Annotated in this window: 16 protein-coding genes; 6 read left to right on the top strand and 10 right to left on the bottom strand. The window is 67.9% G+C overall.

What is annotated here, in order from left to right; translation table 11 throughout:
* The 3 genes from BMY22_RS13695 to BMY22_RS13685 all read left to right on the top strand — a co-directional run.
* On the top strand, positions 1 to 309 hold a 309-nt coding region (locus BMY22_RS13695; RefSeq protein WP_143068492.1), incomplete at its 5' end, for an ISAs1 family transposase.
* Positions 310 to 490: 181 nt separating this feature from the next.
* Positions 491 to 2,107 carry an FMN-binding glutamate synthase family protein gene (locus tag BMY22_RS13690; RefSeq protein WP_090622926.1) on the top strand — a complete coding sequence of 539 codons (1,617 nt, stop codon included), beginning with the start codon at positions 491 to 493 and terminating at the stop codon, positions 2,105 to 2,107.
* Between the two features lie 45 nt (positions 2,108 to 2,152).
* Positions 2,153 to 2,902 carry an NRDE family protein gene (locus BMY22_RS13685; protein WP_090622917.1) on the top strand — a complete coding sequence of 250 codons (750 nt, stop codon included), beginning with the start codon at positions 2,153 to 2,155 and terminating at the stop codon, positions 2,900 to 2,902.
* Between the two features lie 20 nt (positions 2,903 to 2,922).
* Here BMY22_RS13685 and BMY22_RS13680 read toward each other — a convergent pair whose 3' ends face one another.
* The 3 genes from BMY22_RS13680 to BMY22_RS13670 all read right to left on the bottom strand — a co-directional run bounded on the left by BMY22_RS13680 (position 2,923) and on the right by BMY22_RS13670 (position 6,831).
* The gene (locus BMY22_RS13680; protein ID WP_090622915.1) at positions 2,923 to 3,960 is read right to left on the bottom strand and encodes a GGDEF domain-containing protein; all 1,038 of its coding nucleotides are present in this window, start codon (positions 3,958 to 3,960) and stop codon (positions 2,923 to 2,925) included.
* Positions 3,961 to 4,048: 88 nt separating this feature from the next.
* Positions 4,049 to 6,328 carry a phosphoenolpyruvate--protein phosphotransferase gene (gene ptsP / locus BMY22_RS13675; RefSeq protein ID WP_090622913.1) on the bottom strand — a complete coding sequence of 760 codons (2,280 nt, stop codon included), beginning with the start codon at positions 6,326 to 6,328 and terminating at the stop codon, positions 4,049 to 4,051.
* Positions 6,329 to 6,351: 23 nt separating this feature from the next.
* Positions 6,352 to 6,831: an RNA pyrophosphohydrolase gene (locus tag BMY22_RS13670; protein ID WP_090622911.1), complete on the bottom strand. Its 480-nt coding sequence runs from the start codon at positions 6,829 to 6,831 to the stop codon at positions 6,352 to 6,354.
* A 163-nt stretch (positions 6,832 to 6,994) separates the two neighbouring features.
* Here BMY22_RS13670 and BMY22_RS13665 point away from each other — a divergent pair, with 163 nt between their 5' ends.
* The gene (locus tag BMY22_RS13665) at positions 6,995 to 7,648 is read left to right on the top strand and encodes a histidinol-phosphatase (protein WP_090622908.1); all 654 of its coding nucleotides are present in this window, start codon (positions 6,995 to 6,997) and stop codon (positions 7,646 to 7,648) included.
* A gap of 64 nt (positions 7,649 to 7,712) precedes the next feature.
* On the opposite strand, the gene BMY22_RS13660 is transcribed toward BMY22_RS13665, so the two are convergent.
* The 4 genes from BMY22_RS13660 to ilvA all read right to left on the bottom strand — a co-directional run bounded on the left by BMY22_RS13660 (position 7,713) and on the right by ilvA (position 11,711).
* Entirely contained in the window at positions 7,713 to 8,180 is a 468-nt protein-coding gene (locus tag BMY22_RS13660; RefSeq protein WP_090622907.1) for a DUF2269 family protein, read from the bottom strand.
* Positions 8,177 to 9,442, bottom strand: coding sequence for an SDR family oxidoreductase (locus tag BMY22_RS13655; RefSeq protein WP_090622923.1), 1,266 nt, complete (start codon positions 9,440 to 9,442; stop codon positions 8,177 to 8,179). The genes BMY22_RS13660 and BMY22_RS13655 overlap by 4 nt, the downstream gene beginning before the upstream one ends.
* A gap of 180 nt (positions 9,443 to 9,622) precedes the next feature.
* The gene (locus tag BMY22_RS13650; protein ID WP_090622904.1) at positions 9,623 to 10,153 is read right to left on the bottom strand and encodes a DUF2269 family protein; all 531 of its coding nucleotides are present in this window, start codon (positions 10,151 to 10,153) and stop codon (positions 9,623 to 9,625) included.
* A 43-nt stretch (positions 10,154 to 10,196) separates the two neighbouring features.
* Positions 10,197 to 11,711, bottom strand: a complete 1,515-nt coding sequence (gene ilvA, locus BMY22_RS13645) for a threonine ammonia-lyase, biosynthetic (protein ID WP_090622903.1) — start codon at positions 11,709 to 11,711, stop codon at positions 10,197 to 10,199.
* A gap of 118 nt (positions 11,712 to 11,829) precedes the next feature.
* Between ilvA and rpiA the strand changes: the two genes are divergently transcribed.
* The gene (rpiA, locus tag BMY22_RS13640; protein WP_090622900.1) at positions 11,830 to 12,504 is read left to right on the top strand and encodes a ribose-5-phosphate isomerase RpiA; all 675 of its coding nucleotides are present in this window, start codon (positions 11,830 to 11,832) and stop codon (positions 12,502 to 12,504) included.
* Positions 12,505 to 12,558: 54 nt separating this feature from the next.
* On the opposite strand, the gene BMY22_RS13635 is transcribed toward rpiA, so the two are convergent.
* The 3 genes from BMY22_RS13635 to BMY22_RS13625 all read right to left on the bottom strand — a co-directional run bounded on the left by BMY22_RS13635 (position 12,559) and on the right by BMY22_RS13625 (position 15,769).
* Positions 12,559 to 13,470: an SdiA-regulated domain-containing protein gene (locus BMY22_RS13635; protein WP_090622899.1), complete on the bottom strand. Its 912-nt coding sequence runs from the start codon at positions 13,468 to 13,470 to the stop codon at positions 12,559 to 12,561.
* A gap of 103 nt (positions 13,471 to 13,573) precedes the next feature.
* A complete protein-coding gene (locus tag BMY22_RS13630) occupies positions 13,574 to 14,239 on the bottom strand; it encodes a fumarylacetoacetate hydrolase family protein (RefSeq protein ID WP_090622896.1) in 666 nt (221 codons plus the stop codon).
* Positions 14,240 to 14,377: 138 nt separating this feature from the next.
* Entirely contained in the window at positions 14,378 to 15,769 is a 1,392-nt protein-coding gene (locus BMY22_RS13625; protein ID WP_090622895.1) for an FAD-binding oxidoreductase, read from the bottom strand.
* Between the two features lie 205 nt (positions 15,770 to 15,974).
* Here BMY22_RS13625 and serA point away from each other — a divergent pair, with 205 nt between their 5' ends.
* On the top strand, positions 15,975 to 17,204 hold the full coding sequence (gene serA, locus BMY22_RS13620; protein ID WP_090622892.1) for a phosphoglycerate dehydrogenase: 1,230 nt from the start codon (positions 15,975 to 15,977) through the stop codon (positions 17,202 to 17,204).
* Positions 17,205 to 17,228 lie beyond the last annotated feature (24 nt).

The following is a 17,228-nucleotide window of genomic DNA, read 5'->3' as shown; positions in this document are numbered from 1 at the left end:
CGGGAAATGCGCGAGTGCCGCTATTTCCTGAGCTCGATCGGCGACCTGGAACGCTTTGCCGGCGTGGTGCGCGACCACTGGGCCATTGAGAACAGCCAGCACTGGGTGTTGGATGTGCAGTTTCGCGAGGATGCCAATCGCAGTCGCAAGGACCACTCGGCCAGCAACCTGGCCGTGATACGCCGTGCGGCACTGAACCTGATACGACAGAACGACAGCAGTCAACTGAGCATTGGCAGGCGGCGCATGCGGGCTTGCACCAATGCGCAGTACCGAACCCAACTGCTGTTTGGCCCGGATGCCTCATAGCGCGATTGCCCTGGGCGCTTGCGGGGGAGCCCCATGAGGTCCGATCGGCTCCGATGGACCACCCGTCGCCGCCGCCGCAGTCCGTCCGCTGGGCACCGCGCACTTGGCAAGTCGTATGCATGACATGCAGGATGCCGACAATAGCTCAAAAAACCGAGGTCCTTGCATGCACGTCTCGCTCATGAACATCTCGCTGCTGAGCCGATACGCCTTCTTCGCCTTCTGCGTAGCATTCACCCTGTGCAGCCTTCCCCTCTGGGCGCACGAATGGCTGCGCCCCTTCACCCTGGCCACCGCCGCGCTGAGCCTGCTCGGCATCGCCGACCTGCTGCAGACCCGTTATGCGGTGCGGCGCAACTACCCGATCCTCGGCAACCTGCGCTACCTGATCGAAAGCATTCGTCCGGAAATCCGCCAGTACCTGATCGAGGGCGACAACGACCGCCTGCCCTTCTCCCGGACCCAGCGCCTGCTGATCTACGCGCGGGCAAGGAACAAGAGCGGGGACAAACCCTTCGGCACGCTGGTCGACGTCTACGAGAACGGCTTCGAGTTCATCGGCCACTCCATGCGCCCGGCGCCGCTGGCCAACCCTGACAGTTTCCGGGTCCTCATCGGCGGGCCGCAATGCACCCAGCCCTATTCGGCCTCGCTGTTCAACATTTCGGCGATGAGCTTCGGCGCGCTCAGCGCCAACGCCGTCCGCGCCTTGAACAAGGGCGCCAAGCTCGGCAACTTCTACCACGACAGCGGCGAGGGCGGCCTCAGCCCCTACCATGGCGAACACGGCGGCGACCTGGTGTGGGAACTGGGCAGCGGCTATTTCGGCTGCCGTACCAATGACGGCCGCTTCGATCCGGACCGCTTCGCCGTCCAGGCCAAGAGTCCCCAGGTGCGGATGATCGAGATCAAGCTCAGCCAGGGCGCCAAGCCGGGCCACGGCGGCATCCTGCCCAAGCACAAGGTCACCCCGGAAATCGCCGCGACCCGCGGCGTGCCGATGAACGAGGACTGCGTGTCGCCGGCATGCCACAGCGCCTTCTCCACCCCGATCGAACTGATGCAGTTCATCGCCCAGCTGCGCGAACTGTCCGGCGGCAAGCCGGTCGGCTTCAAGTTCTGCCTGGGCCATCTCTGGGAGTTCATGGGGATCGTCAAGGCCATGCTGGAAACCGGCATCCTGCCCGACTTCATCGTCGTCGACGGCAAGGAGGGCGGCACCGGGGCGGCACCTCTGGAGTTCGCCGACCACATCGGCGTGCCGATGCGCGAAGCCCTGCTGTTCGTGCACAACACCCTGGTCGGGGCGAACCTGCGCGACAAGATCAAGCTCGGCACCAGCGGCAAGATCGTCAGCGCCTTCGACATCCTCAGCGTGCTGGCCATCGGCGCCGACTGGGCCAACTCGGCGCGCGGCTTCATGTTCGCCCTCGGCTGCATCCAGTCGCAATCGTGCCACACCAACAAATGCCCCACCGGCATCGCTACCCAGGACCCGCTGCGCCAGCGCGCGGTCGTGGTCGAGGACAAGGCCCAGCGGGTCCACAACTTCCATCGCAACACCCTCAAGACCCTGGCCGAAATGCTCGCCGCCGCCGGTCTCGAGCACCCGTCGCAGGTGGATGCCAAGCACCTGGTGCGACGTATTTCCGCCACCGAAATCAAGCTGTTCTCCCAGCAGCACGTCTTCCTCAAGCCGGGCGAACTGCTCGACAGCAAAGCCAAGGGCAAGCTCCATCTCCATGCACGCATGTGGAAAATGGCCCGGGCCGACAGCTTCGGCGCGATGGTGGACTGACCGCTCCGGCCACCGACGACCCCCTATCCACGGGAGAAAGGCTCCATGTGCCTGATCGTTTTCGCCTGGCGCCCCGGCCACGCCACGCCGCTGGTACTGGCCGCCAACCGCGACGAGTTCTACGCCCGCCCCAGCCTGCCCCTGGCGACCTGGCCGGAGGCGCCGGGCGTGCATGCCGGACGCGACCTGGAGGCCGGCGGCACCTGGCTGGGGGTCGGCCCCGGCGGACGCTTCGCCGCCCTGACCAACATCCGCGACCCCGCCCAGGCGCAGGGCCGGCGCAGTCGCGGCGAACTGCCGGCGGGCTTCTTGCTCGGCGAGCTGTCGCCCGCGGCCTATCTGGCGCAGGTGGCGGAGCGCGTGCGGGATTACTCCGGCTTCAACCTGCTGGCCGGCACGGCCGGGGAACTCTGGTTCTACCACGCCCGCGAGGCAGCGCCACGGCGCCTGCCGGCGGGACTCTACGGGCTGTCCAACGCGAGCCTGGACACCCCCTGGCCGAAACTGCGCCGTGCCAAGGCAGCGCTGGCCGACTGCCTGGAAACCCCGGAGGCGGGGTGCCTGCTGGCGGCGCTGCACGATCCACAGCCGGCACCGGACGCGGAGCTGCCGGATACCGGCGTCGGCCTGGCCAGCGAGCGCCTGCTGTCGAGCGTGTTCATCGCCAGTGCGAACTACGGTACCCGCTCCAGCACCGCTCTGATCGTCGCGGCGGACGGCACGCGGCAGCTGGTCGAGCGCAGCTACGGCCCCTACGGCGCTCACCTCGCCGAAGTGAGGCTCGACCTCCCGTGAGCAGGTTGGCTGGACAGTCGCTAGCAGACCACGACGCAATCCCGCTGCTGCTTGGCCAGATACAGCGCATCGTCCAGGCGGCGGATCAGCGCGACCGAGTCTTCGCCCGGGCACATCGCCCCCACGGCGAAGCTGGCGGTGAGCAGCATCGGCAAGGCGGCATCGATCCGCCGCAGGGTCAGGCGCAGGCGCTCCGCCAATGACAGGGCCGCACCGGCGTCGGTGTCCGGCAGCAGCACGACGAACTCCTCGCCGCCCCAGCGGGCGAAGCAGTCCACCTCCCGCAGGTCTTGGCGAACCGCCTCCGCCACCGCGACCAGCACCCGGTCCCCGGCTGGGTGGCCGAGGCGGTCGTTGATTCGCTTGAAATGGTCGAGGTCGAACATCAGCAACGCGCAGGGATGGCCATGTCGCTGCAGGCGATGCCATTCGGCCTGCACCTGCCGTTCGAAGCGGCGGCGGTTGGCGACCTGGGTGAGCGGGTCGGTCTCGCTGAGGCGCAGGGCCAGCGCAGCCTGCTCGGCCAGGGCCCGGTTGGCCTGCTGCAGGGCCTCGGTACGCGCCGCCACCAGGTCCTCGAGGGTCCGGTTGAGTTCCAGGAGTTCCTGATTCTTCTGCTGCAGGGCCAGTTCGGCGAGCTTGCGCTCGTGAATGTTGCGGTGTGCGCCGATCATCCGTGTCGCCCGCCCCTCCTCGTCGAACTCGACGAAACGGCCGTGATCGCTGACCCACAGATAGTCGCCATTGCGGCAACGGCAGCGGTACTCCTCGGCATAGAGGGGCTGCGTCCCGTCCAGATAGGCCTGAAAACCGCGCATGACCCGCTCGAAGTCGTCCGGGTGGATCACCTCGTGCCAGGTCGCGACGTTCTCCGACAAGCCGTCCACGGCATAGCCGAGCATCGAATACCAGCCCGGGCTGCGCTTGACGTGATCGGTGCGGATGTTCCAGTCCCAGATGCCGTCGCTGACGATCTCCAGCGCAAAGCGCAACGTCCGCTCGACGGCCTCCTGGGACGCACCAGGATAGGTGCTGTCGGTAATTTTGCGCCCCTCCATGAGCTTCGCCCCGGCGCGGCGCGGGACTGGCCCCATCGCCGGAGGATCCCCGGCCCAGCACGGCTCCGGGAAGATACAGGCCCGCCGCTTATCCCTGCAGCGAGGCCACCGGATTGATCACCCGGCCGAGGCCGAGGTTGCGCAGGGCCAGTTGCAGTGTGCTGTGGACGACCTGCGCATTGTCGATGGCCATCAGCTGGCCGAGCAGCTCCCGGGCCTTGCCGAGGGTGATCTGGCGCAGCAGCCACTTGACCTTGGGCAGGTTGGTGGCGTTCATCGACAGGCTGTCGAAGCCCATCGCCAGCAGCAGCACCGCCGCCGAGGGATCGCCGGCCATCTCGCCGCAGATGCTCACCGGCTTGCCTTCGGCATGGGCGTCCTGCACCACCTTGTTGAGCGCCTGCAGCACCGCCGGGTGCAGGTAGTCGTAGAGGTCGGCGACCCGCGGGTTGTTGCGGTCCACCGCCAGCAGGTACTGGGTCAGGTCGTTGGAGCCGACCGAGAGGAAATCCACCATGCGCGCCAGCTCGCGGGTCTGGTAGACCGCCGCGGGAATTTCTATCATCACCCCGATCGGCGGCATCGGCACGTCGGTGCCCTCGTCGCGGACCTCGCCCCAGGCGCGGTGGATCAGGTGCAGCGCCTCGTCCAGCTCGTGGACGCTGGAGATCATCGGCAGGAGGATGCGCAGGTTGTTCAGTCCCTCGCTGGCCTTAAGCATGGCGCGGGTCTGCACCAGGAAGATCTCCGGGTGATCGAGGGTGACGCGGATGCCGCGCCAGCCGAGGAAGGGGTTGCTTTCCTTGATCGGGAAATAGGACAGCGCCTTGTCGCCGCCGATGTCCAGGGTGCGCATGGTCACCGGCAGCGGATGGAAAGCGGACAGCTGGTCGCGGTAGATCGCCAGTTGCTCCTTCTCGCTGGGGAAGCGCTCGTTGTTCATGAACGGTACTTCGGTGCGGTACAGGCCCACGCCCTCGGCGCCGCGCTCCTGGGCGCGGGCGACGTCGGCGAGCAGGCCGGTGTTGACCCACAGCGGCAGACGGTGGCCGTCGAGGGTCTCGCAGGGCAGCTCGCGCAGGGCGTCCAGCCCCTGGGTCAGTTGGCGCTCCTCCTCGACCAGTTCGGCGAACTGCTGGCGCAGCAGCTCGCTGGGGTTGGTGTAGACCTCGCCGTGGTAGCCGTCGACGATCAGGTCGATGCCGTCCATCTTCGAATAGGGCAGATCGACCGCCCCCATCACCGTGGGAATGCCCATCGCGCGGGCGAGGATCGCCACGTGGGAATTGCCCGAGCCCTGCACCGACACCAGGCCGGCCAGCTTGCCCTCGGGCACCTCGCCGAGCATCGCCGGGCTCAGCTCCTCGCTGACCAGGATGGTGTTCTCCGCATAGACCATGGCCTGCTGGCGGGCCTGCTGCAGGTAGGCGAGCAGGCGCCGGCCGAGGTCCTTGACGTCGGAGGCCCGCTCGCGCAGGTAGGCGTCGTCCATCATCTCGAAGCGCTTGACGTGCTCGTTGACCACCTGGCGCAGCGCACCCTGGGCCCACTGGCCGGTGCGGATCACCCGCTGCACCTCGCTGCCCAGGGAGGCGTCGTCGAGCATCATCAGGTAGACGTCGAACAGCGCGCGCTCTTCCGGACGCAGCTGGGTGGCCAGCTTGACGGACAGCGCGCGGATGTCGGTGCGCACCGCCTCCAGGGCGTTGCCGAACAGCGCCAGTTCGGCCGGGACGTTCCCCGCCGGCTTGTCCGGCACCACGTCCAGGTCGGCCGGCGGCAGCACCACCACGGCCTTGCCGACGGCGACGCCCGGCGCGGCCGGCACGCCGACGAAGCGCGCCTCCTGGATGCCCTTGCCCTGCCGGCCGAGGCCGCTGATCGAACCGGTCGCCTCGGCATGGGCGATGACCCCGGCAAGCTGCGCGCTCATCGTCACCAGGAAGGCTTCCTCGCCCTCGTCGAACTCGCGGCGCTCCTTCTGCTGGACGACCAGCACCCCCATCACCCGCCGGTGGTGGATGATCGGCGCGCCGAGGAAGGAGGCGTAGCGCTCCTCGCCGGTTTCGGCGAAATAGCGGTAACGCGGGTGGTCGGCCGCATTCTCCAGGTTGAGCGGCTCCTCACGGGTGCCGACCAGGCCGACCAGCCCCTCGTTGGGAGCCATGCTGACCTTGCCGATGGAGCGCTTGTTGAGCCCCTCGGTGGCCATCAGCACGAAGCGGTTGGTTTCCGGGTCGAGCAGATAGACCGAGCAGACCTGGCTGCGCATGGTTTCCCGGATGCGTTGCACGATGATGCCCAGTGCCGTTTTGAGATCCTTGGCGGCATTCACTTCCTGGACGATCTTGCGCAACGTGTTGAGCATGGCTCGGTTCGAGCTCCGTCTGATCAGTCCCGCGCCAGCAGGCGCGGTGCGAGTTCTTTCAAGGCGCGCCGGTAGACCTCGCGCTTGAAGGTGACTACCTGGCCCAGCGGGTACCAGTAGCTGACCCAGCGCCAGCCATCGAATTCGGGTTTGCCGGTCAGGTCCATGCGCACCCGCTGCTCGTCGGAGAGCAGGCGCAGGAGGAACCACTTCTGCTTCTGGCCGATGCACAGCGGCTGGCTGTGGGAACGCACCAGGCGCTGCGGCAGGCGGTAACGCAACCAGCCACGGGTGCAGGCGAGGATGCTCACATCCTGCTGCTCCAGCCCGACTTCCTCGTTGAGCTCGCGGAACAGCGCCTCCTCCGGCGACTCCCGCGCATCGATGCCGCCCTGGGGAAACTGCCAGGCATCCTGGTTGATCCGCCGTGCCCAGAGCACCTGACCGATGTCATTGGTCAGGATGATGCCGACATTGGGGCGAAATCCATCGGGGTCGATCACGGCAATGAACCTTGCGAACGCATGTGGGTGCATTGTTCCACAAAAAGGTTCGCGCCAGAAGCAGGCAGGGCAAGGGCTGAAGAAGCGCCGGGCCTCCAGCTTTTACCGCGGAACCGGTATGCTTCGCCACGGTCTCATTCCTTCCCTTCAGCGAGGTTCTCGCGTGCGTCTGGCTCTATTCGATCTCGACAACACCCTGCTGGCCGGCGACAGCGACCATGCCTGGGGCGACTGGCTGTGCGAACGCGGCATCCTCGACGGCGAGGCCTACAAGGCACGCAACGACGCCTTCTACCAGGACTACCTGGCCGGCCGGCTGAACATCGTCGACTACCTGAACTTCAGCCTGGAGATCCTCGGCCGCACCGAGATGGCCGTGCTCGACGAGTGGCACCGGGCGTTCATGCGCGAGCGCATCGAGCCGATCATCCTCGCCAAGGGCCAGGCACTCATCGAGCGGCACCGCAGCCAGGGCGACCGGCTGGCGATCGTCACCGCCACCAACCGCTTCGTCACCGGCCCCATCGCCGCGCGCCTCGGCGTCGACACCCTGCTCGCCACCGAATGCGAGATGGCCGGCGGTCGCTACACCGGGCGCACCACCGACGTACCCTGCTTCAAGGAGGGCAAGGTCGAGCGCCTGAACCGCTGGCTGAAGGAAACCGGTCATTCGCTGGAAGGCAGCCACTTCTACAGCGACTCGCACAACGATCTTCCGCTGCTCGAGCGGGTCAGCCACCCGGTGGCGGTCGACCCCGACCCCAGCCTGCGGGCGGAAGCCGAACGGCGCGGCTGGCCGGTGATCTCGCTGCGCTGAGCGGACGACCGACCGAATCCCGACGGCGCCGGCGGGCGCCGTTTTCGTCGACGGGCCGAGCGGCTCAGACCGGCTTGGCCACCATCAGGAAGAAGATCACCACGAAGACGCCGAACGCCGGCCAGCCGAGGGCGAACCACCAGGCCATGTAGCGCTCGGCGCAGGCGGGCAGCGGCGTGCCCTCGCGCTCGGCCTGCACGGCCAGGTCGCGCACGCGGATCTGCAGCCAGACCACCGGCAACCAGCACAGCCCGGCCAGCACGTACAGCCCGAGAGTCACCAGCAGCCAGGCCTGGCTCAGCGACCAGCCGGCCAGGTAGACCATGGCCGCGCCGCTGAGCGGCTGGAGCAGCGCGGTGGGCGTGGTGAACAGCCAGTCGGCGGTGACCAGATGGCGGAAGGTGGTGGCGATGGTCGCCACCTGCCCGCTCCTCCACGCGCGCCAGGCGTAGTAGGCCGAGCCCAGGCCGGTGCCGAACAGCAGGGTGGAGGAAAGGATATGCAGCGTCTTCAGCAACAGATAAAGGCTCATGGCCGGCTCCGTGCGTAGGCAGGCTGCAACCACAGCAGCCAGAGGCTAGCGGGCAGCAGCACCAGATTCTTGCCGACGCCCTGGAAGGGGTCGAACCAGTAATGCGGCAGCAGCCAGGTGACGAGGGCGGTGTAGCCCAACATCAGGAAGATCTGCGCCTGCAGCGCGCGGCGTCGCCAGCGGGAGAGCAGCAGGCCGAGGCCGAGCAGCGCATCGCACAGTGCACCGGCAAGCACCGCCAGACGCGCCGGCCAGCCGGCGATGCCGGCTTCGGCAAGGATGCGCAGCCCCCAGTCGAAGCCGGGACCGAGACAGGCCAGCGCAGTGCCCAGCCAGATCGTCACCAGCAGCGCCAGCAGCAGCGGCTGCAGGGCCAGATGCACGCTGTCCGCGGAGGACGGCCAGTCGTGCAGGCGCGCCTCGAGCGGCAGGCAGCGGTGACCGCAGGTGCTCGCCAGCGGCTCGGGCGCGGCCAGGTTGTCGCACCGGGCCAGAGCCAGGGTCTGGCGATTCAGGGCGCGCCAGCCGAAGCGCTCGCCCAGCGCCGTGCCGAGCGTGGTCAGCGGCCGCGGCAGTACCCAGTAGCGTCCCGGCCCCCAACCCTGGGCGGCACGCAGGCGATCCAGCAGTTGGCTCTGGGTCATCGCTTCGGGCCCGACCAGCGCCAGGCTGCACGGCTGCTCCGGCCAGTGCCGCAGCAGGGCCAGCACCGCGGCACAGAGATCGTCGACATGCAGCGGCTGCAGGCGGGCACGATTGTCCAGCAGCGGGATCAGCGGCCAGGGCGACAGACGCTGCAGCCAGCGACTGCTGGCGCCGCCGGGGCCGAGCACCAGGGACGGGCGCAATACCACGGCAGGCATGCCGAACCCGAGCAGATGGCGGTCGGCCGCGGCCTTGCTGGCGAGAAAGTCGGTACCCGCCCCCTGCTCCGCGCCCAGGGCGGAGATCTGCAGCACCCGCGCGCCATGGGCTGCGGCTCGCTCGAACAGGGCGCAGGCGCCGCGGTGCTGGACTTCATGCAGTTGCTTGCCATCCGTCGACAGCAGCCCCGCGGCATTGATCACCAGCTCGACACCCTCGGGCCAGACGAAGGCCTGCGGATCGCGGGCCAGCTCGGCCAGGTCGAGTCGGCACCAGTCGCCCGGCGCCGCGGGATCGGGCCGGCGCGCGCTGGCCAGTACCCGATGGCTGGCCGCATGCAGCGCGGCATGCAGGTGGCGACCGATGAAGCCGCCGGCACCGACCAGCAGAATACGCATCAGGCCCACACCCGGAGTCGGGTGCGACGATTGGGATCTTGTCCGTGGAGCATGGCGATCACCTCCCTGCGAGCGGCCAGCATCCGGCGAAATAGCCTGCAGCCACTATATCGCCCAGCCGGTGCCCGAACGAGGCCAACATCACAACCTGGCGGACCGGCGATCACGCGGCGCCGAGCTTCAGAGCGGCTTGACCACCATCAGGCCCAGACTGGCGGCGAAGCACAGCAGCCCGACCAGCGCCAGTCCCAGGCCGAGCCGGACGCCCGGCTTGCCGCCGACGACCCGGGATGCCAGCCACAGCCCGCAGAGCGAGCCCGGCAAAAACAGCAGCGAGCTGCCGAGCAGCCAGGGCTGCCCCAGCGGCCAGCCGGCCAGGTGCGCCAGCCACCAGCCGCTGACCGGCAGGCCGACCAGGCAGAGCAGCAGCAGGATCGCGCAGAGTGCCGGCCACGGCGACGAACGCCCAGGAACGTCCACCTCCGTGGCCTCTGCGACTTGGGCTTCCTCGGTCGCCTCTACGGCCTCCGCGTCTTCCGCCTCGGCGGTAGGTTCCGCTTCCGCCTCCAAGCCCTTCTCGGCCGCGGCATCCGTCGGCGGCGCCGCGACGCGGCGCGACCGCCAGCAGAATCCGGCGAGCGCGAAGAGGGCGACGAGCAGCAGCACGCCGGCCAGTCCATGGAGCAGCTTGAGCAGCGCGAGGTTTTCCATCAGGCGCACATCCTGGTCGGGTCGGCCGAAGGCCGCCGGCGGCTCAGCCGAGGAACAGCCGGTAGGCCGGGTTGTCGGTCTCGTCCCACCAGGGGTAGCCGATGGCTTCGAGCGCTGCCGGCAGCAGGTGGCGCTCGTCCGCCGGCACCTGCAGGCCGGCCACCACGCGGCCGTCGGCGGCACCGTGGTTGCGGTAGTGGAACATCGAGATGTTCCAGCGCCCGCCGAGCTTGCTGAGGAAGTTGAACAGCGCGCCGGGACGCTCGGGGAACTCGAAACGCAGCACCACCTCGTCGCTGACCGCCGCCGCGTGGCCGCCGACCATGTGGCGGATGTGCAGCTTGGCCAGCTCGTCGTCGGTCAGGTCGAGCACCGGGAAACCCTGCTCGCGCAGGCTGGCCACCAGTTGCTCGCGCGGGTCGCTCTCCGGGTGGGTCTGCACGCCGACGAAGATGTGCGCGTGGTCCGGGCGGTTGTAGCGGTAGTTGAACTCGGTGATCTGCCGCTTGCCGATCGCCTGGCAGAACGCCTTGAAGCTGCCCGGCTGCTCGGGGATGGTCACGGCGATGATCGCCTCGCGCCGCTCGCCCAGCTCGGCACGCTCGGCGACGTGGCGCAGGCGGTCGAAGTTGATGTTGGCGCCGGAGTCGATGGCCACCAGGGTCTGCCCGGCCGCCCCCTCGCGCTCGACGTAGCGCTTGATCCCCGCTACCGCCAGGGCACCGGCCGGCTCGGTGATCGAGCGGGTGTCGTCGTAGATGTCCTTGATCGCCGCGCAGATCTCGTCGGTGCTGACGGTGACCACCTCGTCCACATGGTGGCGGCAGACCTCGAAGGTATAGGCACCGATCTGCGCCACCGCCACGCCGTCGGCGAACAGCCCGACCTGCGGCAGCACCACCCGCTCGCCGGCGGCCATCGCCGCCTGCAGGCAGTTGGAGTCCGCCGGCTCGACGCCGATCACCTTCACCTCGGGACGCAGGTACTTCACGTAGGCGGCGATACCCGCGATCAGTCCGCCGCCGCCGACCGGCACGAAGATCGCGTCCAGCCGGCCCGGCTTCTGGCGGAGAATCTCCATGGCGATGGTGCCCTGCCCGGCGATCACTTCGGGGTCGTCGTAGGGATGGATGAAGGTGTAGCCCTTCTCCTCGACCAGCTTCAGCGCATGGGCCAGCGCCTCGGGAAAGGCATCCCCGTGCAGCACGGCTTTGGCGCCGCGAGCACGCACCGCCTGGACCTTGATCTCCGGGGTGGTCCTGGGCATCACGATGATCGCCTTGATGCCCAGGTGCTTCGCCGCCAGGGCCACGCCCTGGGCATGGTTGCCGGCCGAGGCGGTGACCACCCCGCGCGCCAGCTCCGCCTCGCTCAGCTGGGCGACCTTGTTGTAGGCGCCGCGGATCTTGAAGGAAAACACCGGCTGCAGATCCTCGCGCTTGAGCAGGATCTGGTTGCCGAGCCGTTCGGAAAGCTGGCGGGCGGGCTGCAAAGGGGTTTCGACGGCGACGTCGTAGACGCGCGAGGTGAGGATCTTCTTGACGTACTGTTCGAGCATCGGCGGACATCGGGGCGCTGGGAAGGAATCGGGCAGTCTACCCCTCGCTGCCCTGGCCGGCCACCCATCGGGCGCGGCTATAATCATGCTCTTCCCTTCCCTTCGACGAAGATCCCCCATGACCCAGGACCAGCTCAAGCAGGCCGTGGCCCAGGCCGCCCTCGACCACATCCTTCCGCAGCTCAGCGCAAAGAGCGTCGTCGGGGTCGGCACCGGCTCCACCGCCAATTTCTTCATCGACCTGCTGGCCCGCCACCGGATGGAATTCGACGGCGCCGTGGCCAGCTCCGAAGCCACCGCCGAGCGCCTCAAGGGCCACGGCATCCCGGTGTACGACCTGAACAACGTCGTCGAGCTGGAGTTCTACGTGGACGGCGCCGACGAGTGCAACAAGTACCTGGAGCTGATCAAGGGCGGCGGTGCCGCGCTGACCCGCGAGAAGATCGTCGCCGCGGTGGCCGAGACCTTCATCTGCATCGCCGACGAGAGCAAGCGGGTCGACTTCCTCGGCAACTTCCCGCTGCCGGTGGAGGTGATTCCCATGGCGCGCAGCCATGTGGCCCGCCAGCTGGTCAGGCTGGGCGGCGACCCGGTCTACCGCGAGGGCGTGACGACCGACAACGGCAACGTGATCCTCGATGTGTACAACCTGCAGATCGTCAACCCCCGGCAGCTGGAGGCCGATATCAACAACATCGTCGGGGTGGTCACCAATGGCCTGTTCGCCGCGCGCCCGGCCGATCTGCTGCTGCTCGGCACCCGCAACGGCGTGGAGCGGATCAAGCGCCCGTAACCGACGGAGCCGGCACGGATGCCGGCCCGCACGCAGCCGCGTTCGCACGGCCGCTCAGGGTCGCGCCTTGCGAAACACATAGAAGTGGTTCGGCTCGCCGATCACGTAGAGAGTGCCCGCGCCGTCCATGGCCACGCCCTCGGCCTGGCGGATACCGCGGTGCAGGCCGTTGAAACCGCCGAGCAGGCTGATGAAGCTGAACGGCCGGCCCTCGCGGTCGAACTCCACCAGCAGTCGCGACTCGTCGGAAAGCAGCAGGAGATGGCCGCTGCGCGGGTCGACGGTCAGCGAGGACAAGTCGCGCACCGGCAGCCGCTCAAGGGATAGCCGCTGCAGGTCGCCGGCGACTTCCCCCGCGGCGGAGAAAGCCAGGCCGAACAACGCCGGTGGGCGCTCCCGGGCCAGCAGCAGACGGCTCGTCCGCGCATCCCAGCCCAGCCCCTCGAAGCCCTTGTTGCCGGCGGCGGAGGAACCCAGGTCATGGCGCGGCGCAGCGCCCAGATCGAGGCTGTCCGTGCCCGGCGGAAGACGGAACAGCAGCACCTGGCGGCGGCGCTCGTCGATGATCGCCAGACGCCCGTCGCCGAGCGCCTCCACCCCCTCCGGATCGCTGACGCCGCTCAGGCGGATGCGCCGCAGGACCGCACCGTCGAGGCTGAGCTCCACCAAGTGGGGATGCTTGCCGGTGACGGTGAACAGGGTTCCGGTCTGCGGGCTCCAGGTCAGGCCGGAGGTTTCGTCCTCCTCCAGCCCGTGCAGATCGGTTTCCAGCGCCAGCCGGTAGTCGGGCAGCCAGACGCCGGCAGCCCGCGCCTCCGGGGCCGTCCGGTACTCCTGCCAGGACAGCCGGAGCAGATCGAAGCCGTGCCACTCGCGACCGACCACCAGCACGGCCAGGGCGAGCAGCAGCAGGGCGAGAGTGCACAACAGGCGCCGGCGGGGTACACCGGCAAAGGGCATCGGCATGAAGGGGTTTCCACGGGACCAAGCAGCCCGGGAGCGTGCCAGCGCCGGCTTACGTGAAGATGATGAACACGCCGGGCCGGGCGCCGCGGCGCCCGGCCAAGCCTCAGAGCACCCGGCTTTCGAAGCGGGACAGCCCGCTCAATTCCAGCACCAGGCTGTCGCCAGTCAACAGCGGGCCGACGCCGGCCGGCGTGCCGGTGGAGACCACGTCGCCCGGCTGCAGGCTGAAATGCCCGGCGATGTGCTGGATCAACGCGACGATGGGGTTGAGCATGTCGCGGCTGTTGCCGTTCTGGCGGACTTCGCCGTTGATGGTCAGGCGGATGCCGATGTCGGCGAGATCCTCGACGGCATCGCCGGAGACGAAGGGCGCCAGCACGTAGGCGCCGTCGAAGGCCTTGGCCAGCTCCCAGGGCAGGCCCTTTTCCTTGAGCCTGGCCTGCACGTCGCGCAGGGTCAGATCCAGGGCCGGAGCGAAGCCGGAGATGGCGTCGCGCACTTCCTCGGCGCTCGGCCGATGCGACAGCGGCTTGCCGATCAGCACGGCGATCTCCGCCTCGTAGTGCACCGCGCCGCGCTCCCGGGGAATGGCGAAGCCGCCTTCCAGCGGAACGGTGCAACTGCCCGGCTTGATGAACAGCAGGGGCTCGGTGGGCACCGGGTTGTTCAGCTCCCGGGCGTGTTCGGCGTAGTTGCGCCCGACGCAGACCACCTTGCCCAGCGGGTAGTGGATGCGGGTGCCGTCGAGGTATTGGTGCTGGTAACTCATGCAAGGCTCCTCGTGTTTGTCATGACCTGAAGTCCATGGCGACGACTCTACGGCAAATCCCCACGGCGCCGAAGGCTTTTTCCGGACACGGGAACGGGGAGGAACGCAGGCCGCACGGGCCTGCGTCCGAAGCGGGGGTCAGGCGAAGATCTTGCCGGGGTTCATGATGCCGTTCGGATCGAACACTGCCTTGATCGCCTTCATGCAGGCGATCTCGGCCTCCGAGCGGCTGTAGCCCAGGTAGTCGCGCTTGGTCATGCCGACGCCGTGCTCGGCGGAGATCGAGCCGTGGTATTTCTCGACGATCTCGAACACCCACTTGTTCACCGTGGCGCACTGGGCGAAGAACGCGTCCTTGTCCATGGCGTCGGGCTTCAAGATGTTCAGGTGCAGGTTGCCGTCGCCGATGTGGCCGAACCAGACGATCTCGAAGTCCGGATAGTGCTCGCCGACGATCGCGTCGATTTCCTTGAGGAAGGCCGGCACCTTGCCGACCGTGACCGAGACGTCGTTCTTGTACGGGGTCCAGTGGGAGATGGTCTCGGAGATGTACTCGCGCAGCTTCCAGAGGTTCTGCAGCTGCTGCTCGCTCTGGCTCATCACCCCGTCGAGCACCCAGCCCTGCTCGACGCAATGCTCGAACAGCTCCAGCGCGGCGTTGGAAACCGCCTCGCTGCCGGCCTCGAACTCCAGCAGGGCGTAGTACGGGCAGCCGGTCTCGAACGGCGCCGGCACGTCGCCGCGGGCCAGGACCTTGGCCAGGGCCTTGTCAGAGAAGAACTCGAAGGCGGTGAGGTCGAGCTTGCCCTGGAAGGCATGCAGCACCGGCATGATCGAGTCGAGGTCGGGGGTGCCGAGGACCATCGCGGTGAGGTTCTTCGGCGCGCGCTCGAGGCGCATGGTGGCCTCGACCACGAAGCCCAGGGTGCCCTCGGCGCCGATGAACAGCTGGCGCAGGTCGTAGCCGGTGGCATTCTTGATCAGGTCGCGGTTCAGCTCGAGGATATCGCCCTTGCCGGTGACCACCTTGAGGCCGGCCACCCAGTTGCGGGTCATGCCGTAGCGGATCACCTTGATCCCGCCGGCATTGGTGCCGATGTTGCCGCCGATCTGGCTGGAGCCGGCCGAGGCGAAGTCGACCGGGTAGTACAGCCCCTTGTCGCGGGCGAACTCCTGCAGGGTGGCGGTGACCACGCCCGGCTGGCAGACCACGGTGCGGTCGAACTCGTTGAACTGCAGGATCTGGTTCATGTAGTCGAAGGCCACCACCACCTCGCCATGGGCGGCGACGGCGGCGGCGGACAGCCCGGTGCGCCCGCCCGAGGGCACCAGCGCGACCTTGCGCTCGTTGGCCCAACGGACGATCGCCCGGACCTGCTCTATGCTCTTCGGAAACGCGATGGCCAGGGGGGCGGGGGCGAAATGCTTGGTCCAGTCCTTGCCGTAGGCGTTGAGGGAATCGGCGTCGGTGAGCACCTTGCCGGGCTCCACCAGGGTCTTCAACTCGTCGATCAGGGCTGGGTTGGTCATGGGGCAACTCTCAAAGGATTCATGGCCGTCCTGAGTACCCTTCAAGTCCCAGGGATGGCGGTTTGGCGAGCCCGGTATGCTAGCATAGCCGCCCCGTGAGTCGTGCCTCCCGCCGATTTCCGGGACGGCTGTAGCCTTTTTCGGACAGCACTACCGGCTGCCCGCCTGCATCGCCACACACCTCCAGGAAAACAGGTTTACGTAGATGAGCAAGACCTCTCTCGACAAGAGCAAGATCCGCTTCCTTCTGCTGGAAGGCGTTCACCAGACGGCACTGGATACGCTCAAGGCTGCCGGCTACACCAACATCGAGTACCTGACCGGCTCGCTGCCCGAGGACCAGCTGAAGGAGAAGATCGCCGATGCGCACTTCATCGGCATCCGCTCGCGCACCCAGCTGACCGAGGAGGTCTTCGACTGCGCGAAGAAGCTGGTCGCGGTCGGCTGCTTCTGCATCGGTACCAACCAGGTCGATCTGGGGGCCGCTCGCGAGCGCGGCATCGCGGTGTTCAACGCGCCCTACTCGAACACCCGCTCGGTGGCCGAGCTGGTGCTCGCCGAATCCATCCTGCTGTTGCGCGGCATCCCCGAGAAGAACGCGGTCTGCCACCGCGGCGGCTGGCTGAAGAGTGCCAGCCACTCCTACGAGATCCGCGGCAAGAAGCTCGGCATCGTCGGCTACGGCTCGATCGGCACCCAGCTCTCGGTGCTGGCCGAAAGCCTGGGCATGCAGGTGCTGTTCTACGACGTGGTGACCAAGCTGCCGCTGGGCAACTCCACCCAGGTCGGCAACCTCTACGACCTGCTCGGCCAGTGCGACATCGTCACCCTGCACGTGCCGGAAACCGCCGCGACCAAGTGGATGATCGGCGAGAAGGAAATCCGCGCGATGAAGAAGGGCGCGATCCTGCTCAACGCCGCCCGCGGTACCGTGGTGGACATCGACGCACTGGCCGCCGCCATCCAGGACAAGCACCTGAACGGCGCGGCCATCGACGTGTTCCCGGTGGAGCCGCGCTCCAACAACGACGAATTCGTCAGCCCGCTGCGCGGCCTCGACAACGTCATCCTCACCCCGCACGTCGGCGGCTCGACCATGGAGGCCCAGGCCAACATCGGTTCGGAAGTGGCCGAGAAGCTGGTCAAGTACAGCGACAACGGCACCTCGGTGTCCTCGGTCAACTTCCCCGAAGTGGCCCTGCCCTCTCACCCGGGCAAGCACCGTCTGCTGCACATCCACCAGAACATCCCCGGGGTGATGAGCGAGATCAACAAGGTCTTCGCCGAGAACGGCATCAACATCTCCGGCCAGTTCCTGCAGACCAACGAGAAGGTCGGCTACGTGGTGATCGACGTCGACGCCGAGTACTCGGAAATGGCCCTCGAGAAGATCCAGCAGGTGGGCGGCACCATCCGCGCCCGCGTGCTGTTCTGACCGGGCGGCGCCCTGCGCCGGCAG

Source organism: Azotobacter beijerinckii, from assembly GCF_900110885.1.
Taxonomy (GTDB): Bacteria; Pseudomonadota; Gammaproteobacteria; order Pseudomonadales; family Pseudomonadaceae; genus Azotobacter; species Azotobacter beijerinckii.
Note: the sequence above shows the minus strand (reverse complement) of the source record. Positions and strands in the feature narration are given on the sequence as shown.